The sequence below is a fragment of the Chamaesiphon sp. OTE_8_metabat_110 genome (genome assembly GCF_031382685.1).
Lineage (GTDB): Bacteria > Cyanobacteriota > Cyanobacteriia > Cyanobacteriales > Chamaesiphonaceae > Chamaesiphon.
The window spans coordinates 1-19390 of the sequence record NZ_JANMZA010000035.1; the positions used below are offsets into that span (position 1 = coordinate 1).

Consider the following 19390-nt stretch of genomic DNA (forward strand, 5'->3'; position numbering starts at 1 on the left):
GGCGGTACGATGAGTGCTAACGCGCATGGGTGGCAATCAGATCGCCCCCCTTTTGCCAGTACGGTGGAGAGTTTCCGGCTGATGTTAGCTGATGGGCGGGTGGTACGCTGTTCCCGACAAGAAAATCCCCAGCTATTTTCACTCGTGCTCGGTGGCTACGGTTTATTTGGGATCGTGCTGGATGTGAATCTGCGGGTAGTACCCAATCAAATGTATTCAGCTCGTCGGGTAACGATCGCCAGTCAAGATTACGTGCAGACGTATCGGCAACAGGTGAGCGCGGATGTGGGGATGGCTTATGGGCGATTGTCGGTTGCACCCGAGAGTTTTTTGCAAGAGGCGATCGTGACGACCTATCATCGAGTTGCGGCGGTTCCTCCCGCTCTAAGTGCCACGCCAGCACCAGGACTGGCACGGCTAGTCGTGCGCGGTAGCGTGGGGAGCGACTACGGGAAACAATTGCGCTGGCAATTAGAAAAAGCCAGCGGCGGGGAAGCAGGGACGGATGTGTCTCGCAATCAAATTCTCAATCGTCCCGCCACGTTATTTGCAAATCACCAGCAAGCTCAGACGGATATCCTGCATGAATATTTTATCCCTCCAGCGTCATTACCTCTATTTTTAGAAAAATGCCGCCAGATTTTTCCCCAGCACCAAGTCGATTTGCTCAATGTCACCGTGCGGAATGTGCGCCCAGATCGCGATGCTTTCTTGCGTTATGCCGATCGCGAAATGTTTGGGTTAGTGATGCTCTTCAATCAACAACGCCTCCCGGCTGATGAAGCTCAAATGCAAGCTCTCACTAGCGAGCTGATTGAGGCGGCGATCTCAGTCGGCGGAACATATTATCTACCCTATCGTCTTCATGCCACCCCCGCCCAGTTTCAGCGGGCGTATCCTCGCGCCGAGCGGTTTTTTCAGCTCAAACGTCACTACGACCCCCATGAAGTTTTCCAAAATTACTTCTATCTCAAATATGGCAAAGAGGGTAGAGGGTAGAGGGTAGATGGTAGTTCTAGTCAAAGTAGGGTGCGTTACCCTGACGGGATAACGCACCGCCCAAGCTCGATCGAACTGCTTTGGCCTGTTTCAGCTTAAATATTAAAAAAAAGTATCGTATCTAACCAAATAGTAGTTTTCATTAGATAATTTCAATATCATAATATAAGTAAAGTTAATCGGTAGCATAATGGGGATCGTGGTAATGACACAAGCAACTTGGAGCCAAGCACAAGAAATGGCAACCTATCGTCCTGGGCAAAAAGTTGCTCTCAAACACAGCCCTAGCGTCATTGATACTGTAATTGCTTACGACCCGATGATGGTACCGCCAATCGTCCTAGCTAGCGATCCCCAGCCACGTTACCCTGAAGAACTCACCTTAATATCGCAGCCTGGGACTGGATTTAACTGGCTCAATCCTTGGGCAAAATCGACAATCGTCCCAGCGAGAGTATTAGTGCGACGCTAATTGACTTTCAGAAATTTTTCAGCCCCAAGTTATCTAGATTGGTTTCAGACGCGATCGATCTCTTGAAGCGGCGCTATGTTGTGCGATCCCCACGCTCGACAATTGCGAATTGTAACGTGAGTATCGCACACGACGCCGATTTTCTGCGATACTGATAAATCGATAAAAGAATATTATTGTTGGGACGATCTCATGCGGGATGCTGTAACAAATCTCATTAAAACATACGATATTACGGGTCGTTATTTAGACCGTAATGCCATCGATAGCTTAAAATCCTATTTTGATACTGGTGCTGCGAGAATTAGTGCTGCTGGGGTTATTAATGCCAATGCAGCGGCGATCGTCAAACAAGCCAGCTTGCAATTATTTGGTGAATTGCCCGAGTTGATCCGTCCGGGTGGCAATGCTTATACGACAAGACGCTATGCTGCTTGTCTGCGGGATATGGATTATTATCTCCGCTACGCTAGCTATGCGATCGTTGCTGGAGACACGAATGTTTTAGACGAGCGGGTACTCCAAGGCTTGCGAGAGACTTATAACTCCCTGGGTACTCCGATTGCACCTACCGTGCGGAGCATCCAAATCATGAAGGATCTAGTTAAAGATCGGCTGGCATTAACTGGGATGCTCGATACTAGTTGCGTTGATGCGCCGTTCGACCATATGACTCGTGAAATTAGCGAACGCGACATCTAAGTTGCGTCGATACTAGTGGTGCTGATGCACTCGGCTCTCCAGCAGTTATGGTGATAAGCAAGACTTATTGAAAGGGATGCTAAGCTGAGCCTTTGTTTCCCGACGGTTTAGCGACCCAAATCGCGCCGTAGGCGAAGACGTGTCGCTAGACGGTTCCCTCGTGCTAAGCGTTTGGGTCAAGACAAAAGCTAGCCCTGCTATTTTAAATAGCAGGGCTAGCTTTTGCTTTTCTGGTAAATTGCGGTGAGGTTCGCTCATCGCAATTATAATCGTTCAAACTGCCACATACGCGAGAGCAAGGTTAATTAGCTGTTTAGGCTATTACGCTGCTGCTGGCTCTGGAGTTACAGCAGTGAGACTGTCCAGTGAAAGGGGAATCAGATCGCAAGTACTAGTCAGACCTAATAACATTTGCTCGTTAGGATTGATAATTTTGCCAGTGATCCCACAGCGCTCCTCAGCGTTTGCAGTTGCAGCAACGGTAGCGCGGATATCTTCAGAAGTAAATCGGTGGCGGTAGTCGCCAGATTTCTGCTGAACGTATTTCCACAGAACCTCACGAATTAGAGCTTGATAGCCTTGATGTCCAGAAATTTCTTTCAGGCGTTCTTTTAGTTCGCGCTCTAGACGAATGCTAGTCACCTCCATCTCAGTGGTGGGTGTGCGCTTTAATGTGTGCATTTTCAGTTGCTCCGAGAACTTGGTATAAACAGGGTGGTGTATTTAGCGTAGTATTATTCGCGTTAAATTGCAAACATCTACTCTATTTATAATTATTCCGTAATACGGTACATTTGTGCGCTTTTGTAAATTAACAGTTACGGAATCGACCGCAAAAGTACTGTTAGTAGGATTTGTCAGTAGCGATCGATTTAGGATTGGAGCGCTCGCGAAGTTACCAACAGCGGGGTGCAGAACGCCATCGACTCAATTTAGCTCGCGGATGACGATGGCGAGAACTCTTGCGATCGCCATCGATCCTCACAATTTCCTCACAATCTTTCATTAAGCTACAACGATGAGCCAGCGCTCGGATTTCATCAAATTTCAGAAAAAACTATGTTGAAGTTGATTTACACAGAAACATCTCTACATCTAGAACTGCTGACTTCCGATCTCGAAGAATGGATCGAGCAACGATTGATATTCGACACTAGCATCGGTCAGAAAACCCTGACTAGCGCCGAAAAAGCCACTTTTTTATTGCCATCGCTGGTTTGCGAAGCCACGGCACTTAATTCATACCTGGATCGCGAGGGCGTGCAAGGTGTGAGTGTCGATCGATGCGATCTCGATCGAGTTGAAATCGAGTTACCAGGCTATTGGCTGGCAACAGACTTAGATAGTGCCGAAGGGATCTTCGTCACCCAATTACCAGATCGAGTAGAATCATATCTGTGGCAACTATGGGACAGTGCCCATAACCACTCGGTGACTAGCGATCGGGCGATCGGGTAAGTATGATATCGATCTCCACGATCGATATATTATTCCGGTATTGGCAAAATTGAAAAAACAACGTCTAGATTTATTACTGGTAGAACGGAATTTATGTGCATCTCGCCAGTTAGCACAACGCTGGATTCAGGCTGGAGAAGTGCGCGTCAATGGTGAAGTCGTAGATAAATCAGGCACGGCAATCTTAGTGACAGCCACAGTTGAAGTCAAAGCCAGAGCGCGATTTGTCTCCCGTGGTGGTGAAAAATTAGCCAAAGCATTGGACGTATTTTCGATCGCCACACGCGATCGGATCTGCTTGGATGCAGGCATTTCAACAGGCGGTTTCACTGATTGTCTATTGCAAGCTGGCGCAAGGCAAGTATACGGGATCGATGTCGGCTACGGTCAAGTAGACTGGAAACTGCGGACTGACGATCGTGTTGTTCTGCGCGAACGGACGAATATTCGCCATCTGGCTCCGACCGAACTATATGGCGGAGTGGATGGTGCATATTCAGCCATCCTACCAGATCTGGGGGTAGTTGACGTATCATTTATCTCCCTGGTAAAAATATTACCCGCATTAAAACTGTTGCTAGCACCACCAAAAGAACTCGTATTGCTAGTTAAACCACAATTTGAGGTAGGTAAAGAGGCGATCGGGAAAAATGGAGTAGTGCGAGATTTAGCAGCGCAAGCCAAGGCAATTTGGGGGGTATTAGCAGCAGCACAAGAGTTAGGCTGGGATTATCGCGGTTTAACCTGGTCGCCACTCGTCGGCCCCGCCGGGAATATTGAGTATTTATTGTGGTTAAATACAAATGGTGATGAACTCATAACGCCACCAGATTTAGCTGCGATCGATTTGTTGACTGTATCTGCTCGCGAAGCGTTGGGTAGAGGGTAGATGGGAGTTTGGAGATGGGAGTTGGGAGAGGGTAGAGGGTAGAGCTAATAGAATATAGAACAGTCCCCCGTCTCCCAGTCTCCTCGTCCCCCCGTCTCCTCATCCCCCCGTCTCCTCGTCCCCCAATCCTCATCCCACCTCCCAACTCCCATCCCCCATCTCCCAACTGAACTATGGCAATCCAACTGCGTGTATATGTCCCCCCACATCCATTAATCAAACATTGGTTGGGGATGGCGCGGAATGTCGAGACATCGCCCAAAATCATGCGCCAAACCTTGGCAGAATTGGGGAAATGGTTGGCGTATGAAGCGATTCGGGAATGGCTCCCGACGATCGAGCTTCAGATTCCGACACCGATGGCGGAAACCACGGCAACATTCGTCCATCCGCAGACTAAACTGGCGATCGTACCCATTTTACGAGCGGGATTGACATTAGTTGAGGGGATTCAGTCAGTCTTACCTCTGGAGTCGGCGATTTATCATCTGGGACTAGTGCGCGACGAACAGACATTGTTGCCCAGTTGCTATCTGAATAAATTACCCGATAGCTTCGATCCAGACACGCGGATTATCATCGCCGAGCCGATGCTGGCAACTGGGGGGACGATAATGCAAGCGATGACAGAATTAGTTAAAAGAGGGATCGATCCAGCTTACGTGCGGATTATTGCGATTATCGCCGCACCCCCAGCTCTCCAAAAACTCAGCGAAACTTATCCGACGATGAGTATTTATGCCGCGATGATTGATGAACATGTCAATGAATCCGGTTTTATCGTCCCCGGCTTGGGTGATGTTGGCGATCGCGCTTTTGGAACGTAGGGAAGGTGTTAGGCTTTAGGTATTAGGTGTTAGGGAAAATCCTTGTTGGCACAACAAGTAACAGAATGAGCCACGTCCTGTTTAAAGTCCGACCCCTCAGTCCTAAAACCTAAAACCCAAATCCGATCCCTAAAGCCTAAAGCCCAATACCTAACACCTAATTGCACTATCGTCGTTTTGGCAAAACTAACCTTTCCCTTTCCGCATTCTCCCTCGGGACGATGCGGTGCTTAGCCGATCCTGAGATCGCTTATCGTACCGTGCGAAAAGCGATCGAAATGGGGGTCAACCATTTAGAGACAGCCAGAGGCTACGGACAAAGCGAGCGGTACTTGGGACTAGCACTCGATCGATTACCAGTAGATCGATCGCAACTGCATATTACAACCAAATTACCGCCGACAGCCGATCGAGCCTTAATGGCACAGTGGATCGATGAATCACTAGAGCGGTTGCAAGTAGATTATATCGACTGCGTAGGAATTCATGGGATTAATACAGCCGAACATTTAGACTGGGTGAAAAATGGCTGTTATGCAGCGATTAGCGACGCGATCGAGTGTGGTAAGGTCAAACACCTCGGTTTTTCGACTCACGGTAGCTTAGAGCTGATTTTAGCCGCGATAGAGACACAATTGTTTGAATTTATCAACCTGCATTATTATTATTTTTACCAACGATTAGCACCTGCGATCGAGTTAGCGAATAAATATGACATGGGGATATTTATCATTTCCCCTGCGGACAAAGGTGGCAAACTCTACACACCACCGCCGCAGCTAGTAGAATTATGCCAACCATTGACACCTTTAGCATTTAATTATCGCTGGCTATTAGCCGACGATCGAATTACCACCCTCAGCCTCGGCGCTGCTAATCCTGACGAACTCTATCCCGCCCTCGATCTCGCCGATGCCCACTATCCACTTACAGTAATAGAACAGGAAATTATCGATCGATTGGCGCAGCAATTACAAACCAGTCTCAACACCGATCTATGCAGTCAATGTCACGCCTGCTTACCTTGTCCCGCCCAGATTAATATCCCCGAAGTACTGAGACTGCGAAACCTGGCGGTTGCTTATGAAATGACCGATTATGGACGATACCGCTACCAGATGTTTGAAAATGCCGGACATTGGTTTCCCGGAATGAAAGCCAATCATTGTAACGAATGTGGCGATTGTCTACCACGTTGTCCGCAGGAATTAAATATTCCCGAATTGTTAGCCGATGCTCACGAAAAACTGCATACTCGTCAGGGCAGAAGATTGTGGGAATAAACTCACGAGATTTATCATTTTCTTGCCACAATCGAGCCATGAAAACCCCTTCGATCGGCAGATTTCAACTTTTTTCAAAATGTTCTTAAATGAACATTTTGTTGACGACCAGCACAAAAAACATTTACACAGACGCAGCTATTATAGCGTGTAACGCATCATCATCCGATCGGATGAAATAGCCGCGAAAATTTTGTGTTTCGACTGTTTCAGACGACCGCGCCGATCCGTTAAATATGGGCATGGTAGGTTGGATAAAACAACACCAAACTCAATCTAAGATTTTACCTAGATATTCTTCCCAACTGTAACTAAGTGTGTAACTTATCGAAGTGTTGATGCAGCCGAACCGATATCGAGCGACTCTGATTGACTTTGTTGTGTAAATGATAGAACCCAACTCGCAGCCAAAGCATAGTCTAGAGTATATCGAGCGATCGCAAACATCACCACACTCTCACCTACTGATAAACCATCGATCCAAACTTGTGACAAACTAAACGCGTCCACATCAATATGCGCCAAACCGCGTACCAGCCCAAAAGCTAACACCGCACCAGAATTGAGATGATGGTTGCGATCGGTACGGATGATATAACGGTAAGTAACGCCAAATAGGAAACCGCTGACGATCGCGATCGCCACTTCCACACCCAGGCTTAGCAACGATTTTGGGTGGCTCAACCACAGAGATCGATCCACAAGCATCGTTATCCCATCGAAGATACCTGCGGCAATTCCCCCAAGACTGCCAGCCTTAATTGATTCGATTCTTTCTAGTCGATCGTGCATGGGGACTTAGTATACGGAACCAGCACCGATAAATCAACATTTGTGCAAAGTAATGTAAAAGACCGAGATCGCAGATCGCGAATGTGGGAAGTATTGTAAAGTAGATGGCAGCGATTCGCGCTCCTCGGGTTCCCCGAGGGTTTGGCGAATCAGCGACCGAAACGCACGTTGAGGGAACCTCAGCGCGATTTCGGTCAAGACAAGACAGCTAAGTTGGTGCGGACGAGTCGTAGAGATCGCCCCCTCACCAGTTAAAATACAAGTAATAATTCAAAACCAAACAATGGTAGACCGTCCAATCAAGAAAGCCGATCGTCAAAATCCACCTGTTGAGAGTGACGGCAACCCCAAAGCTTCCGAAGCTCCGAAGAAAAAGAGTAGCGAGCGTGAGAGTCGCGGTGGGGACAAAGGTAGTAGTAGAAGAGACTCCAACAAACGAGACGAAACCAAAGCACCTGAAAATCTCGCACTGATGAGAGGGCCAAAACCCAGCAAAGCTAAGCCCCCAGTCATCAAGGCAGCATCAGAAACGGATGAAGAGACAGAAACAGCCGCTGATGCTGGAGACGCAGCAGCGACAGAAGAGAGTTAAATTAGCTCGCCGATGCTGGCAATCTCGGTAGCCAGAACTTAGCGTTAATTTAGGTATTAATCCTGTGGCAGCTCTCGATCTGGCGATCGAGAGCTGCTAATTTTTCGGATCGATGAGCTAGATTGAAAATGCTAATTTCGACTGTCTGTCAGCGCTTTTCGAGCGATACAGGCGATCGATTGTGCTGGTGGCGGGGCATCAGCGCCAGCTAAAAACTCAATCAGCCGATCTTTGAAGCCTAATTTACCTGGCTCGCCGCGAAACAACTCATCGCCAACGTTATGATAATGGGGATACAGCTCGATCGTAAAGCCCAATGGCGCGAGGGTATCGTGATAGAGTGCAGGTGTCACCCCATCCCCTGGCTGAGCATTGTGAATCTCAGTTGCCAATCGCCAAGCGATCTCGTGCGGAGATTTATAGACATCTGCTCTCCCTGGCAACCAATACATCGGAAATCTTTTTCTAGCTTCGACGACGAGCAATGGCAACCCTTGATAAGTAGATGTATTGCACAAGGGGTCTTCATCGGTAATCAACAAACCCCCCGGACGCACTAGCCGTGCCGCTTGCGCCAAAACCTGCGCCATATCATCGCAATGATGTAATACGGCATTGAGAGTGACGATATCCGCGCAACCTTCAATCAAGGGGAGATCGTGAGCATCGGCGAGTAGCGGCGTGTAACCAATCTGCCGCGCATGTTGCAGCGCACCATGACTAATGTCAATCCCCAAGATCGTCCGAGGCGAACCACCAACGGCGGCGAACACATTACCAGGGCCGCAGCCGATATCGATGACAATTTTGTCATCCCAATTGCCAACAGCAGCTTGCCAGCGTTTGGCAAATTCTTGACTGCTATTTTCTAGTTTAAAATACTTCAATCCAAATTCTGGGTCGCCAAAGAAGCTGGCATTGGCAAGCATACCGGGACTCCAATGCGGAATTTCACAGCTCGGGATCGGTGCCGCTCGATCGACTATCGATCGCGAATGCGGCTGGCTAGGCTGTATCAGTCGATCGATCTGAATATTGGGAGCCAGATATGGGGATATCGTCGCGGCAGTGGTTAACATTAGCTAAATTTCTCTGGAATATTATAGATAATCTGTGCGCGGAAACTAATGCTACGGGGTATTTGATTGACATTGGTAGATGCCTAAAATAGGCAGGAAAGTGTAAGTTGAACGAAGCTATACTCGTTACTAGTCATTGTATAGACTCATACTACTAACAAGATTATACTCTAAGAATATATATTTAATTGTTACCTATTAGCCATAAATTGCGCTCGTAGTCACGGTCTGGTCGATGGACGGATAAATTCGATCTGCTTAGCTCGGCAGCGATTTTCATTGACTAAACTGCTGGGGCATCCCGATTGCTATGGCGATCGCCACTGAGGTGAAATATTCTCAAACAAGCTGGTCGATCGGGGAGATCGGGCTATAATGGCTGTCGATTGCTATGAGAAAAGTTATGACTAAATATGTGCTGTGGGGTAGTTATTGTGAAGATGTTGTCAATAAACGCGCCCCCTATCGATCGGCACATTTAGCGGGACTAGCACAGCAAAAGGCCGATGGCATCCTCGTGACGATCGGCCCAACGCAAGACCTCACCAAAGTTTTTGGCATCTACGAAGCGACTGATGCCCAGCAAGTCTGCCAGCTCATCGAAGCCGATCCTTACTGGGTAAATGGAATTTGGACGGAATATCAAGTCAAAGAGTGGATTCAAGCCATTTGAAGCTGGGGAACATTTTGGCAAATATTCGCTCGAACTAATTAGCAGGAAAGATCGCCAGTAGCAATGGGTACTCTAAAATAATCGGTGTCGATTTTGGGGCGGATGTCAAAATCGACACTCCACTCAGATCGCATTCCCCCTCTCGAACCTGCTTAACCGCATTAGCGTAGCCGCGTTTCGGCAGAGCCGACGCTTCGCGAACGCTGTAGGTAATCGCGCCACCCTCCATTGATATAATCGGATTACAGATCTTAAATTTTACCCAACAGCATCACCATGACTATTCGCCGTCAGTATAGTTTGCCAAACTGTACCCTCGTTTTAGACGGGTTGAGTGATGGCAGCTCCACCACTGGGATTACCGATCCGCGCCCCATTATGTCTAGTTTGTTTAATGCTGAATGCCACTTTGTCGGCTGCGAACAGCCCCTAGTTGGCGGACGGGATTTTCTGACTAGTTTGGTGACAACAGTCAGTAACTATGCCCAAGAATTTTTAAGCGGGATCTCCCACCCTTTGTCAGAGCCAGCTCACAGCCTAGTTTCGCTAGTTAAAGGCGATCGCGACAATATCCATCAGCTCCAAGCAACGCTGGATCCTGATGCTACCGCCGTGGCGCAGCCGACACGGGTAAATTTAACCACAGTGCAACTATTCGATCTGCTCGAAGCGATCGATCAATTTCTGGCAGACAGAAGAACTTTACCAGAGATCGTGATTCCGCTCCAGCCGATTCGCAAAGCCATCGCCCAGCCGATCGCGACACAGGCTGTCCCCATCGGCTTAGGAGTAGCTAGTTTGGTGGCAGCGAGTCTGATCGGCTATGCTCTACCCTCACCAAAAGTCCCTGCTCCCCAGGCACCCCTCCCGACGACAACCACCGCCCCCGCCACTCCGAAGCCACCCGCAGCTATTCCCCAACCCGCAGCAACTACCACGCCAGCACCCAGTAGTGCCGTACCGAGCAAAACTGGCACTCTCACTAGCGCGACTCAACTCGGCTTCCTAGAGCGGAAATTGCAGCGGGATCTCCGTCAGGATTGGCAGCAGCGAGATCGATCGCCGCAACCTGCTAGTTTTCAAGTCAACGTCAATCAGGACGGTCAGATCGTCGGTTATCAGCCTGTCGGGACGACAAATCCCGCCCAGTCCGAACTCACGCCGCTACCCAAACTCGCCATCAAAAATCCCAATCCCAATCAAGCGATCGGTAATTTTAACGTCGTATTCAATCCGACAGGGACAATCGAGATCGCAGCAACCACTCCCGTTGCAGGTGCGGATTTAGGCAAACCAATTAGCGACACCAAATTGCAGACAACCCTAGCCACCCAACTCAAATCGAAACTTCAGCAGTCCCTAACTAGCACCAAACCGATCGATTCTCAAAATCTCAACTATCGGGTTGCCGTCACTGCTACTGGTGATATTGCTGATTATGCCCCCGACGATCGCCGCGCTTATGAAAATGAAACCAAAACACCGCTGCCAAAATTAGCCAAATTCAATCCTCAAGCAGCAATTTCCCAAGAACCACTTGCTCAATATAAAGTTACATTTCAGCCTGATGGCAAAATTATCGTTGTACCCAAATAAGGTGCGTTAGAGTGTAATTAGATTGTACATTTTGCCGTTGACAGCCTCAGTCAGGACTGACAAAATAGAAGTTATATGGCAAAACGTCCCCTACCGTTGGCTAGATCGACTTGGCAGTTATTACCCTATACACTGCTGGGAACGAGCTTGTTTGCTTGGGTATCTAGCGCCCATCTCAACCAATTTTTTTCAGTCTATTTAGTCTTACTTGCCGCACAATTGGGCACAGTTGGGATCTATTTGCTCATGGGTTGGCTAAAATCGAGAAATCGTCAGCATCTATAGGCAATTATTGTCTTATCTACGGAGCAAATCACTGATGAGGAATCGTACGGCAGCAATCTTAATTTGTTTCTTTGGCGGCTATTTTGGAGTACATAAATTTTATTTGGGTAATCCAGTATTAGGGATACTATATCTAGTTTTCTGCTGGACTTTTATCCCGGGGTTGATTTCCTTTTTTGAGTTCTTAGGATTGTGCTTTATGTCCGATCGGGAATTCGATGCGCGATTTAATTATGCTGAAGACCCAAATTTACTCGCACAGAGTTCGCGTTATCCAATTGGATCTGCTCGATCGAGACAAGAGGCTACTTCGACTCTGTACGACCTGAAAAAGTTGTATGAAGATGGCATTATTACAGCAGAGGAATATGAAGTCAAGCGGCGGAAGATGTTAGATGATATTTAAGATAATTAATAATTGATAATTAATAATTAATCACAAAAATTATGTCTAGTGCCGCATTAAAAAGAATTCCTAATTGGATTTGGTGGTCGCTATGTCCGGTATTTGGCGCTGTGCCGATCGCTTATGCTGGTTACTTGACAAAGACAGGCAAGTGGATGCAAATAGGTGGCGGCATAAGTGCGATCGTCTTACTTGCCGCATTTGCAGGTCAATCCTGGCTGGTATATTTGGCTGTGCCGATTCAATTTGGGATTGCGATGAGCATCAAAGATCCCTATCTGATTAAAAGTGCGCCTCGGGGGACGATTTTACCATCCGATCGACGGACGGCAGCATTAATTGCCAGTATTCGCGGTTGCGTCGATGTCAATAAATGCTCGAAAGACGATCTAGTGCATGTCTTGGGATTACCGATTGTCTATGCTAATAATATCGAACTAATTAAGTCTCAAGGGTTCGTGTTTACCCATCTTGAAGAACTCAGCGAACTTGCCGATGTGCCTGAAAAGTTCTGTGCGGCGATCGAGCCGATGATCATGTTTAACTATTATGAAAAGTCCGATAATCCTACTGACTGGCAAAGATTAAATGTCCTCCCAATGTCCGAATTAGTCGAACTGGGACTCGATCGCGCTAGTGCTACAGCCATCTGTAGCGAACGTCAATCGCGTGGTGCCTATCGATCGCTCGTGGAAGTCCAGCGGCGGACTGGGGTGCCGATCTCGCTTTACAAACATCTGATCTAGACTACTTCCCGATCGCAGTTGGCGACGCTAGAATTCAAAAAAGCCCCAACCCGAATAGGCTGAGGCTTTTTTACTAGTTACGGAGAAGGTGGGATTCGAACCCACGGTAAGTTGCCCTACACAGCATTTCCAGTGCTGCGCCTTCGACCACTCGGCCACTTCTCCAACACAAGTTTTGTGCGGATTTTGACGCTTGACTAGCATAGCGCAGACTGCGATCGACTGTCAACAGATCGGGAGAGGGTAAAAGGTAAAGGGTAAAAGGTAAAAGAGGGGAGAGGGTAGTTCTTAGCCTGTGTCGTCAAAAATCGGTGGCGATCGCTGCTAGCGGATCGTACCAAACAGCCGTAGAATATAAACTAACAGACTTTACAAATCGCAATTCGATCGAATCATGGCACAACTACAACCTACCGTTCAACCAAAACTAGTAGTGACTAGATTTGGATTCAACCGCTTTGCCGAGCGGCTAAATGGTCGAGCAGCGATGATTGGCTTTGCAGCGTTATTATTGATTGAGTATATTACAGCACAAAATCCTCTCGCCTGGATGGGATTGGGAATTAACTAAGATTTGGCAACCAAAGATCGTCACAGCTTGTGATTTTCGATCGAGCGGTGGGCACAATAATTAACAGATAACTCGGTGTATTGACTAATTCTTTAGCCAAAGCCGATCGATTCAAGAGACTGAGATTGTAGAATAAAGATTAGAGATCGACAGTTCTTAACAAGTCTGCCCGATCGCCAATCTTAGTCTCACCACCTAATAAATGAACGCGATCTTGCCAACTGTATTGAAAAGACTATACCGCAAAGAACCAATATCTAGCTTTCTCATCATGGTTGGCGCCGTTGATGCGATCCTCGGTGGCGTAAATGAGATTGGCACACTGCTGATTCTCGGTTTACTAACTTCTGGCATGGCACTCGGTTATCGCTGGTGGTGCATTCAGCAGTCAGAAACTGCTGCGGATCGCAAATCCAAGCAATTATATCTGCCGCCTAGTGCCAATAGAGCGCCATTGCCGAATCTCGATCGGCGTCAGCCGCCATTATAAGCGGCTAGCTACTTACGACGCTCGATGCTTGCCCGATAGCACTCTCTCAGAGCGTGCGAACCCCTACCCTCTAGTTTAAAATTTGGATACCGCCGTGAGTAATCCTGTTTCGTGGACGGCTGAAGCTGAGGCACAACTCAAAGAAATTCCTTTTTTCGTGCGTCCCGCAGCACGGAAAAAGATCGAGAAATTTGCTCAAGAACGCGGCACAAGTGAAATTACTGTCGATGTTTACGAGCTAGCCAAGCAACAATTTCAGTAATAGATCGCTAGATAGAACTCATATTACTGCCAACCCAACTGCTTTAGGGAGTCAGGTTGGCATTCACGATTTTTGCCAGATATCAAAATTAAATCTCCTCGATCGAGTAAGTCGATCCAATTAGTTGTCAGCTCGATAATTTTTGAAAGTCAGTAATGCCTGAAACATAGATGGTGGGCAGTGCCCACCCTACTACTAGCCTCTGCGACTCCCATCTCCCATCTCCCATCTCCCATCTCCCATCTACCCTCTACCCTCTACCCCATGTCGATCGCATTTAGCAAATATCAAGGATTAGGTAACGATTTTATCCTGATTGACAATCGACACAGCGAGACGCCGATTCTCGATTCAGATGAGGCAATTATCTGGTGCGATCGACATTTTGGCATCGGTGGTGATGGGGTAATTTTTGTGCTTCCCGGACAAAATGGCACCGATTACACGATGCGGATTTTTAATTCTGATGGTTCGGAACCAGAAATGTGCGGTAACGGCATCCGATGTATGGCAAAATTCATTGCCGAATTAGAAGGCAAAATAGATCTAGCCGCCACTTATAAAATTCATACCTTAGCGGGTGTAATTACCCCAGAAATCTTGCCAGAGGGCGAAGTACGTGTCGATATGGGCGAACCGCGATTGCTGGCTGCGGAAATTCCGACTACGTTGGGGACGCCAGATGATAAGGTGGTGAACCAATCGGTGGAAGTCGATGGTACAGCTTGGACGGTTACATGTGTGAGTATGGGCAACCCTCACTGTATGACTTTTGTGGAGGATGCCAATGCCATAGCCCTGGCACAGATCGGGCCAAAATTCGAGCATCATCCTGTTTTTCCCCAGCGCACTAATACTGAATTCGTTCAAGTTATCCGCCCCGACTATCTGAGAATGCGCGTCTGGGAACGCGGCGCAGGAATCACGCTTGCGTGCGGTACGGGCGCTTGTGCGACGGTAGTAGCCGGAGTCCTCACAGGTAAATCCGATCGCAATTGTACGGTAGAATTACCTGGTGGCTGTCTGTATATTGAATGGTCGCTTGATGACAATCGCGTCTACATGACTGGGCCTGCTGAGTTAGTATTTACAGGGACAGCAGGATAAAATTTGAGGGAATAATGATGATTACCACAATTGAAACCGATCGCGAAATATTAGAAAATCTCACCCAGCTTAGCAGTGAAGACATCTTACCCCATTATTCACAATTAGCTTGCTACTCCAACTCGAATCGATCGATTATACTCCAGTCAATTTTACGCGCCCGCTGCTGACCGATATCTCCTTGAGTCTAACTGCGGGGGAATCGATTACGCTAACTGGCATCACAGGCGCGGGTAAAAGTACGCTCATGCGGCTGATAAATCGCCTCAACGAGCCAACAGCCGGACAGATATTACTAAATGGTGAAAACTACCGATCGATAACGCCAAAGACCTGGAGACAGCGAGTAATGTTAGTCGCTCAGGAGCCAAAGTTATTGGGGCTGAAGGTACGCGACGCGCTGGCTTATCCATTACAATTGCAATCGATCGGGACTGAAGAAATCAAACAACGCATCGTCACGATTACCGAACAGTTGGAGATTCCCAGCGACTGGTTCGATCGGACGGAATTACAATTATCTACCGGACAAAAACAAATTGTCTCAATCGCCAGAGGCATCATTACCCAACCCCAAGTTTTACTAATTGACGAACCGATCGCAAATTTAGATTTTACTACTGCCGAACGTGTATTAAGAACGATAAATGACATTACGCGATCGCAACAAGTCGGCACGATCGTCATCAATCATCAATTAGAATTAGCCGCCAAATTTAGCGATCGCTTGCTGTATTTACAAGATGGAAAACTCGCGATCGATAGAGCCACTAGCGCGATCGATTGGCACGATCTCCAGCAACAAATTCGCATATCCGAGGAGCAATCTATAAGTGAGTGGGACTAAATATCACTGTGGCATTGTATTCGCCCAGAATCTAGATATTCCGCGCCACCCTCATGGCTTTTAATACTAGACCTCACGTTAAGTTAATCTGCTATAGCCCGATCGAGGGTGTAAATTTATTTGACAATGGCTGGATCGTTCGCGTCAACGGCGCGTACCAGGGGATTTGTATCTACCGCAAACCAGTGGCAAGTCCATCCCTGTTATCGTTATTTCCCACGGTGTCGCCGAAGATCGCACCACTTATGCTTATTTAGCCGAGCATCTAGCATCCCACGGATTTGCTGTCGTCGCCCTCGAACATGTCGGCGGCGATGCAAATCGGTTTCGGCAGTCTTTTTCCAGTCTGGCTCCCGCTCCCAACGCTACCGAACTACTCGAACGTCCGCGCGATGTCTCGTTCTGGTTAGATGAGTTGCAACGCAGAGCAAAAGCCGATTCTACCCTCCAAAAACTCGATCTCCGTCAGGTGGGGCTAGCAGGGCATTCTCTCGGCGGTTATAAGATTTTGGCTTTGGCAGGTGCCCAGATCGATTTCGAGTGTGTCAAGCGCAGTTGCAACCCCAATCGTTCGCTAAATCTCTCTGTCTTGCTCCAATGTCGGGCGAACGAACTCAAACCCCAAGCCTATCGCCTCCAAGATCCTCGAATTAAAGCGATCTTTGCCATCAATCCCCTCGGTAGCACTCTATTTGGCAAGCAAGGCTTGAGCCAAATTCGCATTCCCGTATTCCCGATCGGTGGTAGCGATGATGTCGTCACACCTGCGGTACCGGAACAAGTTTATCCATTTACCTGGTTACAAACGCCGGATAAATATCTCGCAATCATGCTCAAAGGGACGCATTTTTCTACGCAAAATATCTCCAAGAGCGATAGTATTTTCCCAGTTGCTGATAGTTTTCTCGGCCCAGATTCAGCCCGCGCCCAAGTTTATACCAAGGCTCTCAGTTTAGCTTTTTTTCAAGCCCATTTAGCCGATCGTCGTGAATTTCAGGTTTATCTCAATGCTGGTTATGCTAAATCCTTGGCACAGCCGCGCCAGAACATTTCCCCGACAACTAACTTAGCTAGTAATAATCCCTTGTTGGGACTCAATTTAGTCCGATCGACTGCCGCTGAATCGTTGGCGCAATCCCTTGCGACAGACACTTCTCGCGCCCCTAAGCTTCAGCCATAGGTTTAAGAAAGTTTCGTTCAAACAACGTTCCCGATCGTCGCCGAATACTTACTGTCCGCGCCCTGGTTTACAATCAACAAAACCCAGAGCTTCGGTGTCTAGAAAACTAGCGATCGCCATCTCAACAACTGCTTCGATCGGGTATTCTATTTCAGTAGCTCGATCGATTAAAGCCGTGCGAATCCGTTCGGGTAATCGCAATAAAATGACTTCAGCATCAGAGGGGGAGAGTTGTTCGTGAAGTTGAGCTTGCATAAATTTACATCTCTGCTGGAATTTGAACGTTATATGGTGGCTCGGTTGCTCTGAGCATGATAGCTTCTAGTTCTAATAGTAGCTTGGGGTTTCCTGAGTATGCAATCGCTTGTACTGCAATCCTGACGTCTTCGTCATGATACTTATCGAGCCATGCCCACAAAAAAGCTTTATGCCCACCGTTGAATCGTCCTCGCAAACTTTTGGTTTTACCAATATAGAGCAGTCCGTCGGTTCTATGTCTGACTGCATATATGCCTGGACGAGCGGGAATGCTTTCAAATCCACGGGTTAGAGGTTGGCACTGTTCAAAGGGTATGAAAGCAATAGTATCCAGAATCTTTCGAGCTTGGATTTGTAGCTCAGAGTTATTCATCTTGGTGTGGAATTCATAAATTTAATCTGCCCGAAAGGCTCTGGGAGTCATGCCGACAAGTTTGCGAAAATGCTTGGTCAAATGGCTTTGGTCGGCGAATCCACAGGCTAGGGCAATATCGATAATTGCTGCATCATTTTGCCTAAGTTGCCGCTTGGCTCGATCGATCCGCTGATTAACAACATACCGATAGGGCGATATGCCCATAGATTGCCCGAACAGCGTGGAAAATTGATGCTGTCCCAGTCCTGCTACTGCCGCCATGTCTTGCAAGCCAATGTTTTCGGCTAAATGAGCATCGATATAAGCCAGCACCAGCTTGAGGCGTTTTTCACCCAGTCCGCCATTTACCTGCTGTGGTTGGGGTCGCTCTTGGCAATAGGTTCTGAGCAGATTTAGCATGAAGAGGTTGCCCAATGATTCGCTGTAGAGTTTGCCGCCTAAGCCTTGCTGTTGCATTTCGGCGTGGTAATTTCTAGCTATCGATTCAAACTGAGGATTTCTGTCGAACACTACAGGCTTGAGTTCTAACCGTTCTGAGTTAGCACAACCATTTTCAGCGGCGATTTCCTGAAAGTAGAGCGGATCGATCTGAAACATAATTGTTTCATCTGTTGTGTCCCATGCCCACTCACCAGGTGTATTGTCTGCTGTTGCCAGCCATAACGATCCTGTTGGATTTATTCCATCATATTCCTGCTTACCCAGACGAGTCACTTGGCGAGTGCTGTGCTGTCCGATATTGACTCCAATTAGATGATGCGTCAGTGCAGGTATAGCAAGTTCACTGGGTTCATCGAACTCATGCCGAATAACTAAACCACCATTCCCGATTATCATTGTTTCCATCACCCAGCTTTCAGGGATAAAGTCAGACGGATGGACAGGTTGGGAACTGTTGGTCATGGAAATGTAACTGTTGCGATAATCCTTGCTAGTAAATAATTATAGCCCGATCGAGGATGTAAATTTATTGGACAAATTTTAGTCGATTATCGATCGTAGGCTATGCCAACACAAGAATAGACTATTTTCCCCAAGAATGTACAAGAACTAAAAGATTCGATCGGTTATTGTGAATTTGCCACTCACAGTAATCGCCAAATTACCAATATGAATAATCTGAAATCAACTCTCAATTCTACATCTATTAAATTGCTTATTTTTTACCTTCAGCGTCCATTTGATTGAGATGTTCTTCACCCCACTTGCACAACATCTTCAAAACAGGTTGCAGACTTTTACCATGTTCCGTAAAAGCATAATCTACCTTGGGTGGCATCTCCCCATAGTCATGACGCTGAACGATCCCATCTTTTTCTAGATCGCGGAGTTGTTGAATCAGCACCTTTTCACTAATTGCTGGAATTAGCCGTTTCAACTCACTCAAACGTTGAGGTCGCTCGCGAATATTCCATAAAATCAAGATTTTCCATTTGCCACCTAGTATGCCCAAAGTGGTTTGGACGAATCTTCTGCCATCTACTTGTTTTGTTGTCATCT

At 47.4% G+C, this 19390-nt stretch carries 27 protein-coding genes and 1 tRNA gene; 19 read left to right on the forward strand and 9 right to left on the reverse strand.

Annotated features, from left to right (window positions below; translation table 11 throughout):
• The 3 genes from RMO52_RS01375 to apcB form a co-directional block, all read left to right on the forward strand.
• Positions 1-999, forward strand: a 999-nt coding sequence (locus RMO52_RS01375; RefSeq protein WP_310410284.1) for an FAD-binding oxidoreductase, incomplete at its 5' end; no start/stop codon positions are given.
• Positions 1000-1204: 205 nt separating this feature from the next.
• The gene (locus RMO52_RS01380; protein WP_309738269.1) at positions 1205-1471 is read left to right on the forward strand and encodes a hypothetical protein; all 267 of its coding nucleotides are present in this window, start codon (positions 1205-1207) and stop codon (positions 1469-1471) included.
• 192 nt (positions 1472-1663) lie between these two features.
• Positions 1664-2173: an allophycocyanin subunit beta gene (apcB, locus tag RMO52_RS01385; RefSeq protein ID WP_310410286.1), complete on the forward strand. Its 510-nt coding sequence runs from the start codon at positions 1664-1666 to the stop codon at positions 2171-2173.
• A 321-nt stretch (positions 2174-2494) separates the two neighbouring features.
• Here the strand turns inward: apcB and RMO52_RS01390 are convergent, their stop codons facing one another.
• Entirely contained in the window at positions 2495-2854 is a 360-nt protein-coding gene (locus RMO52_RS01390) for a hypothetical protein (RefSeq protein ID WP_309741596.1), read from the reverse strand.
• 378 nt (positions 2855-3232) lie between these two features.
• Between RMO52_RS01390 and RMO52_RS01395 the strand changes: the two genes are divergently transcribed.
• The 4 genes from RMO52_RS01395 to RMO52_RS01410 all read left to right on the forward strand — a co-directional run bounded on the left by RMO52_RS01395 (position 3233) and on the right by RMO52_RS01410 (position 6630).
• Positions 3233-3631, forward strand: a complete 399-nt coding sequence (locus RMO52_RS01395) for an alr0857 family protein (protein ID WP_309741597.1) — start codon at positions 3233-3235, stop codon at positions 3629-3631.
• Positions 3632-3680: 49 nt separating this feature from the next.
• A complete protein-coding gene (locus RMO52_RS01400) occupies positions 3681-4520 on the forward strand; it encodes a TlyA family RNA methyltransferase (protein ID WP_310410288.1) in 840 nt (279 codons plus the stop codon).
• 173 nt (positions 4521-4693) lie between these two features.
• Complete coding sequence (gene upp, locus RMO52_RS01405) at positions 4694-5347, forward strand: uracil phosphoribosyltransferase (protein WP_309741599.1); 654 nt, start codon at positions 4694-4696, stop codon at positions 5345-5347.
• A gap of 161 nt (positions 5348-5508) precedes the next feature.
• Positions 5509-6630 (forward strand): aldo/keto reductase, encoded by a 1122-nt coding sequence (locus tag RMO52_RS01410; protein ID WP_309741601.1) that lies wholly within the window; start codon positions 5509-5511, stop codon positions 6628-6630.
• A 324-nt stretch (positions 6631-6954) separates the two neighbouring features.
• Here RMO52_RS01410 and RMO52_RS01415 read toward each other — a convergent pair whose 3' ends face one another.
• Positions 6955-7422 carry a hypothetical protein gene (locus tag RMO52_RS01415; protein ID WP_309741603.1) on the reverse strand — a complete coding sequence of 156 codons (468 nt, stop codon included), beginning with the start codon at positions 7420-7422 and terminating at the stop codon, positions 6955-6957.
• A 283-nt stretch (positions 7423-7705) separates the two neighbouring features.
• On the opposite strand from RMO52_RS01415, the gene RMO52_RS01420 reads away from it, so the two are divergent.
• Complete coding sequence (locus RMO52_RS01420; protein ID WP_310410290.1) at positions 7706-8014, forward strand: hypothetical protein; 309 nt, start codon at positions 7706-7708, stop codon at positions 8012-8014.
• 131 nt (positions 8015-8145) lie between these two features.
• Here RMO52_RS01420 and RMO52_RS01425 read toward each other — a convergent pair whose 3' ends face one another.
• Positions 8146-9093 (reverse strand): class I SAM-dependent methyltransferase, encoded by a 948-nt coding sequence (locus tag RMO52_RS01425; protein WP_309741605.1) that lies wholly within the window; start codon positions 9091-9093, stop codon positions 8146-8148.
• A gap of 403 nt (positions 9094-9496) precedes the next feature.
• On the opposite strand from RMO52_RS01425, the gene RMO52_RS01430 reads away from it, so the two are divergent.
• Positions 9497-9766 (forward strand): YciI family protein, encoded by a 270-nt coding sequence (locus tag RMO52_RS01430; protein WP_309741608.1) that lies wholly within the window; start codon positions 9497-9499, stop codon positions 9764-9766.
• A 34-nt stretch (positions 9767-9800) separates the two neighbouring features.
• Here the strand turns inward: RMO52_RS01430 and RMO52_RS01435 are convergent, their stop codons facing one another.
• On the reverse strand, positions 9801-9995 hold the full coding sequence (locus tag RMO52_RS01435) for a hypothetical protein (protein ID WP_310410292.1): 195 nt from the start codon (positions 9993-9995) through the stop codon (positions 9801-9803).
• A gap of 47 nt (positions 9996-10042) precedes the next feature.
• On the opposite strand from RMO52_RS01435, the gene RMO52_RS01440 reads away from it, so the two are divergent.
• The 4 genes from RMO52_RS01440 to RMO52_RS01455 all read left to right on the forward strand — a co-directional run bounded on the left by RMO52_RS01440 (position 10043) and on the right by RMO52_RS01455 (position 12799).
• Positions 10043-11362: a DUF4335 domain-containing protein gene (locus RMO52_RS01440; protein ID WP_310410294.1), complete on the forward strand. Its 1320-nt coding sequence runs from the start codon at positions 10043-10045 to the stop codon at positions 11360-11362.
• A 75-nt stretch (positions 11363-11437) separates the two neighbouring features.
• Entirely contained in the window at positions 11438-11647 is a 210-nt protein-coding gene (locus RMO52_RS01445) for a hypothetical protein (RefSeq protein ID WP_309743457.1), read from the forward strand.
• 34 nt (positions 11648-11681) lie between these two features.
• Positions 11682-12053 carry an NINE protein gene (locus tag RMO52_RS01450; protein WP_310410296.1) on the forward strand — a complete coding sequence of 124 codons (372 nt, stop codon included), beginning with the start codon at positions 11682-11684 and terminating at the stop codon, positions 12051-12053.
• Positions 12054-12094: 41 nt separating this feature from the next.
• Positions 12095-12799, forward strand: coding sequence for a helix-hairpin-helix domain-containing protein (locus RMO52_RS01455; protein WP_309743462.1), 705 nt, complete (start codon positions 12095-12097; stop codon positions 12797-12799).
• Positions 12800-12879: 80 nt separating this feature from the next.
• Here the strand turns inward: RMO52_RS01455 and RMO52_RS01460 are convergent.
• Positions 12880-12964 (reverse strand) — tRNA-Ser (locus RMO52_RS01460).
• Positions 12965-13193: 229 nt separating this feature from the next.
• On the opposite strand from RMO52_RS01460, the gene RMO52_RS01465 reads away from it, so the two are divergent.
• From RMO52_RS01465 to RMO52_RS01490, 6 genes are all read left to right on the forward strand, one after another.
• On the forward strand, positions 13194-13370 hold the full coding sequence (locus RMO52_RS01465; RefSeq protein WP_310410298.1) for a hypothetical protein: 177 nt from the start codon (positions 13194-13196) through the stop codon (positions 13368-13370).
• A 271-nt stretch (positions 13371-13641) separates the two neighbouring features.
• Positions 13642-13860 carry a hypothetical protein gene (locus RMO52_RS01470; protein WP_310410300.1) on the forward strand — a complete coding sequence of 73 codons (219 nt, stop codon included), beginning with the start codon at positions 13642-13644 and terminating at the stop codon, positions 13858-13860.
• A gap of 94 nt (positions 13861-13954) precedes the next feature.
• On the forward strand, positions 13955-14122 hold the full coding sequence (locus RMO52_RS01475) for a PCP reductase family protein (protein WP_310410302.1): 168 nt from the start codon (positions 13955-13957) through the stop codon (positions 14120-14122).
• A 264-nt stretch (positions 14123-14386) separates the two neighbouring features.
• On the forward strand, positions 14387-15229 hold the full coding sequence (dapF, locus tag RMO52_RS01480; RefSeq protein ID WP_309741518.1) for a diaminopimelate epimerase: 843 nt from the start codon (positions 14387-14389) through the stop codon (positions 15227-15229).
• A gap of 109 nt (positions 15230-15338) precedes the next feature.
• Positions 15339-16076 carry an ATP-binding cassette domain-containing protein gene (locus RMO52_RS01485; RefSeq protein ID WP_310410304.1) on the forward strand — a complete coding sequence of 246 codons (738 nt, stop codon included), beginning with the start codon at positions 15339-15341 and terminating at the stop codon, positions 16074-16076.
• 166 nt (positions 16077-16242) lie between these two features.
• Complete coding sequence (locus RMO52_RS01490) at positions 16243-17256, forward strand: chlorophyllase/cutinase-like alpha/beta fold protein (protein ID WP_309741516.1); 1014 nt, start codon at positions 16243-16245, stop codon at positions 17254-17256.
• Between the two features lie 48 nt (positions 17257-17304).
• On the opposite strand, the gene RMO52_RS01495 is transcribed toward RMO52_RS01490, so the two are convergent.
• The 4 genes from RMO52_RS01495 to RMO52_RS01510 all read right to left on the reverse strand — a co-directional run.
• A complete protein-coding gene (locus RMO52_RS01495; protein WP_309741515.1) occupies positions 17305-17511 on the reverse strand; it encodes a hypothetical protein in 207 nt (68 codons plus the stop codon).
• 4 nt (positions 17512-17515) lie between these two features.
• Positions 17516-17887 carry a GIY-YIG nuclease family protein gene (locus tag RMO52_RS01500; RefSeq protein WP_310410307.1) on the reverse strand — a complete coding sequence of 124 codons (372 nt, stop codon included), beginning with the start codon at positions 17885-17887 and terminating at the stop codon, positions 17516-17518.
• 21 nt (positions 17888-17908) lie between these two features.
• Positions 17909-18793: an AraC family transcriptional regulator gene (locus tag RMO52_RS01505; protein WP_310410309.1), complete on the reverse strand. Its 885-nt coding sequence runs from the start codon at positions 18791-18793 to the stop codon at positions 17909-17911.
• 253 nt (positions 18794-19046) lie between these two features.
• Positions 19047-19390: helix-turn-helix domain-containing protein (locus RMO52_RS01510; protein WP_309742614.1), on the reverse strand; the 344-nt coding region annotated here is incomplete at its 5' end.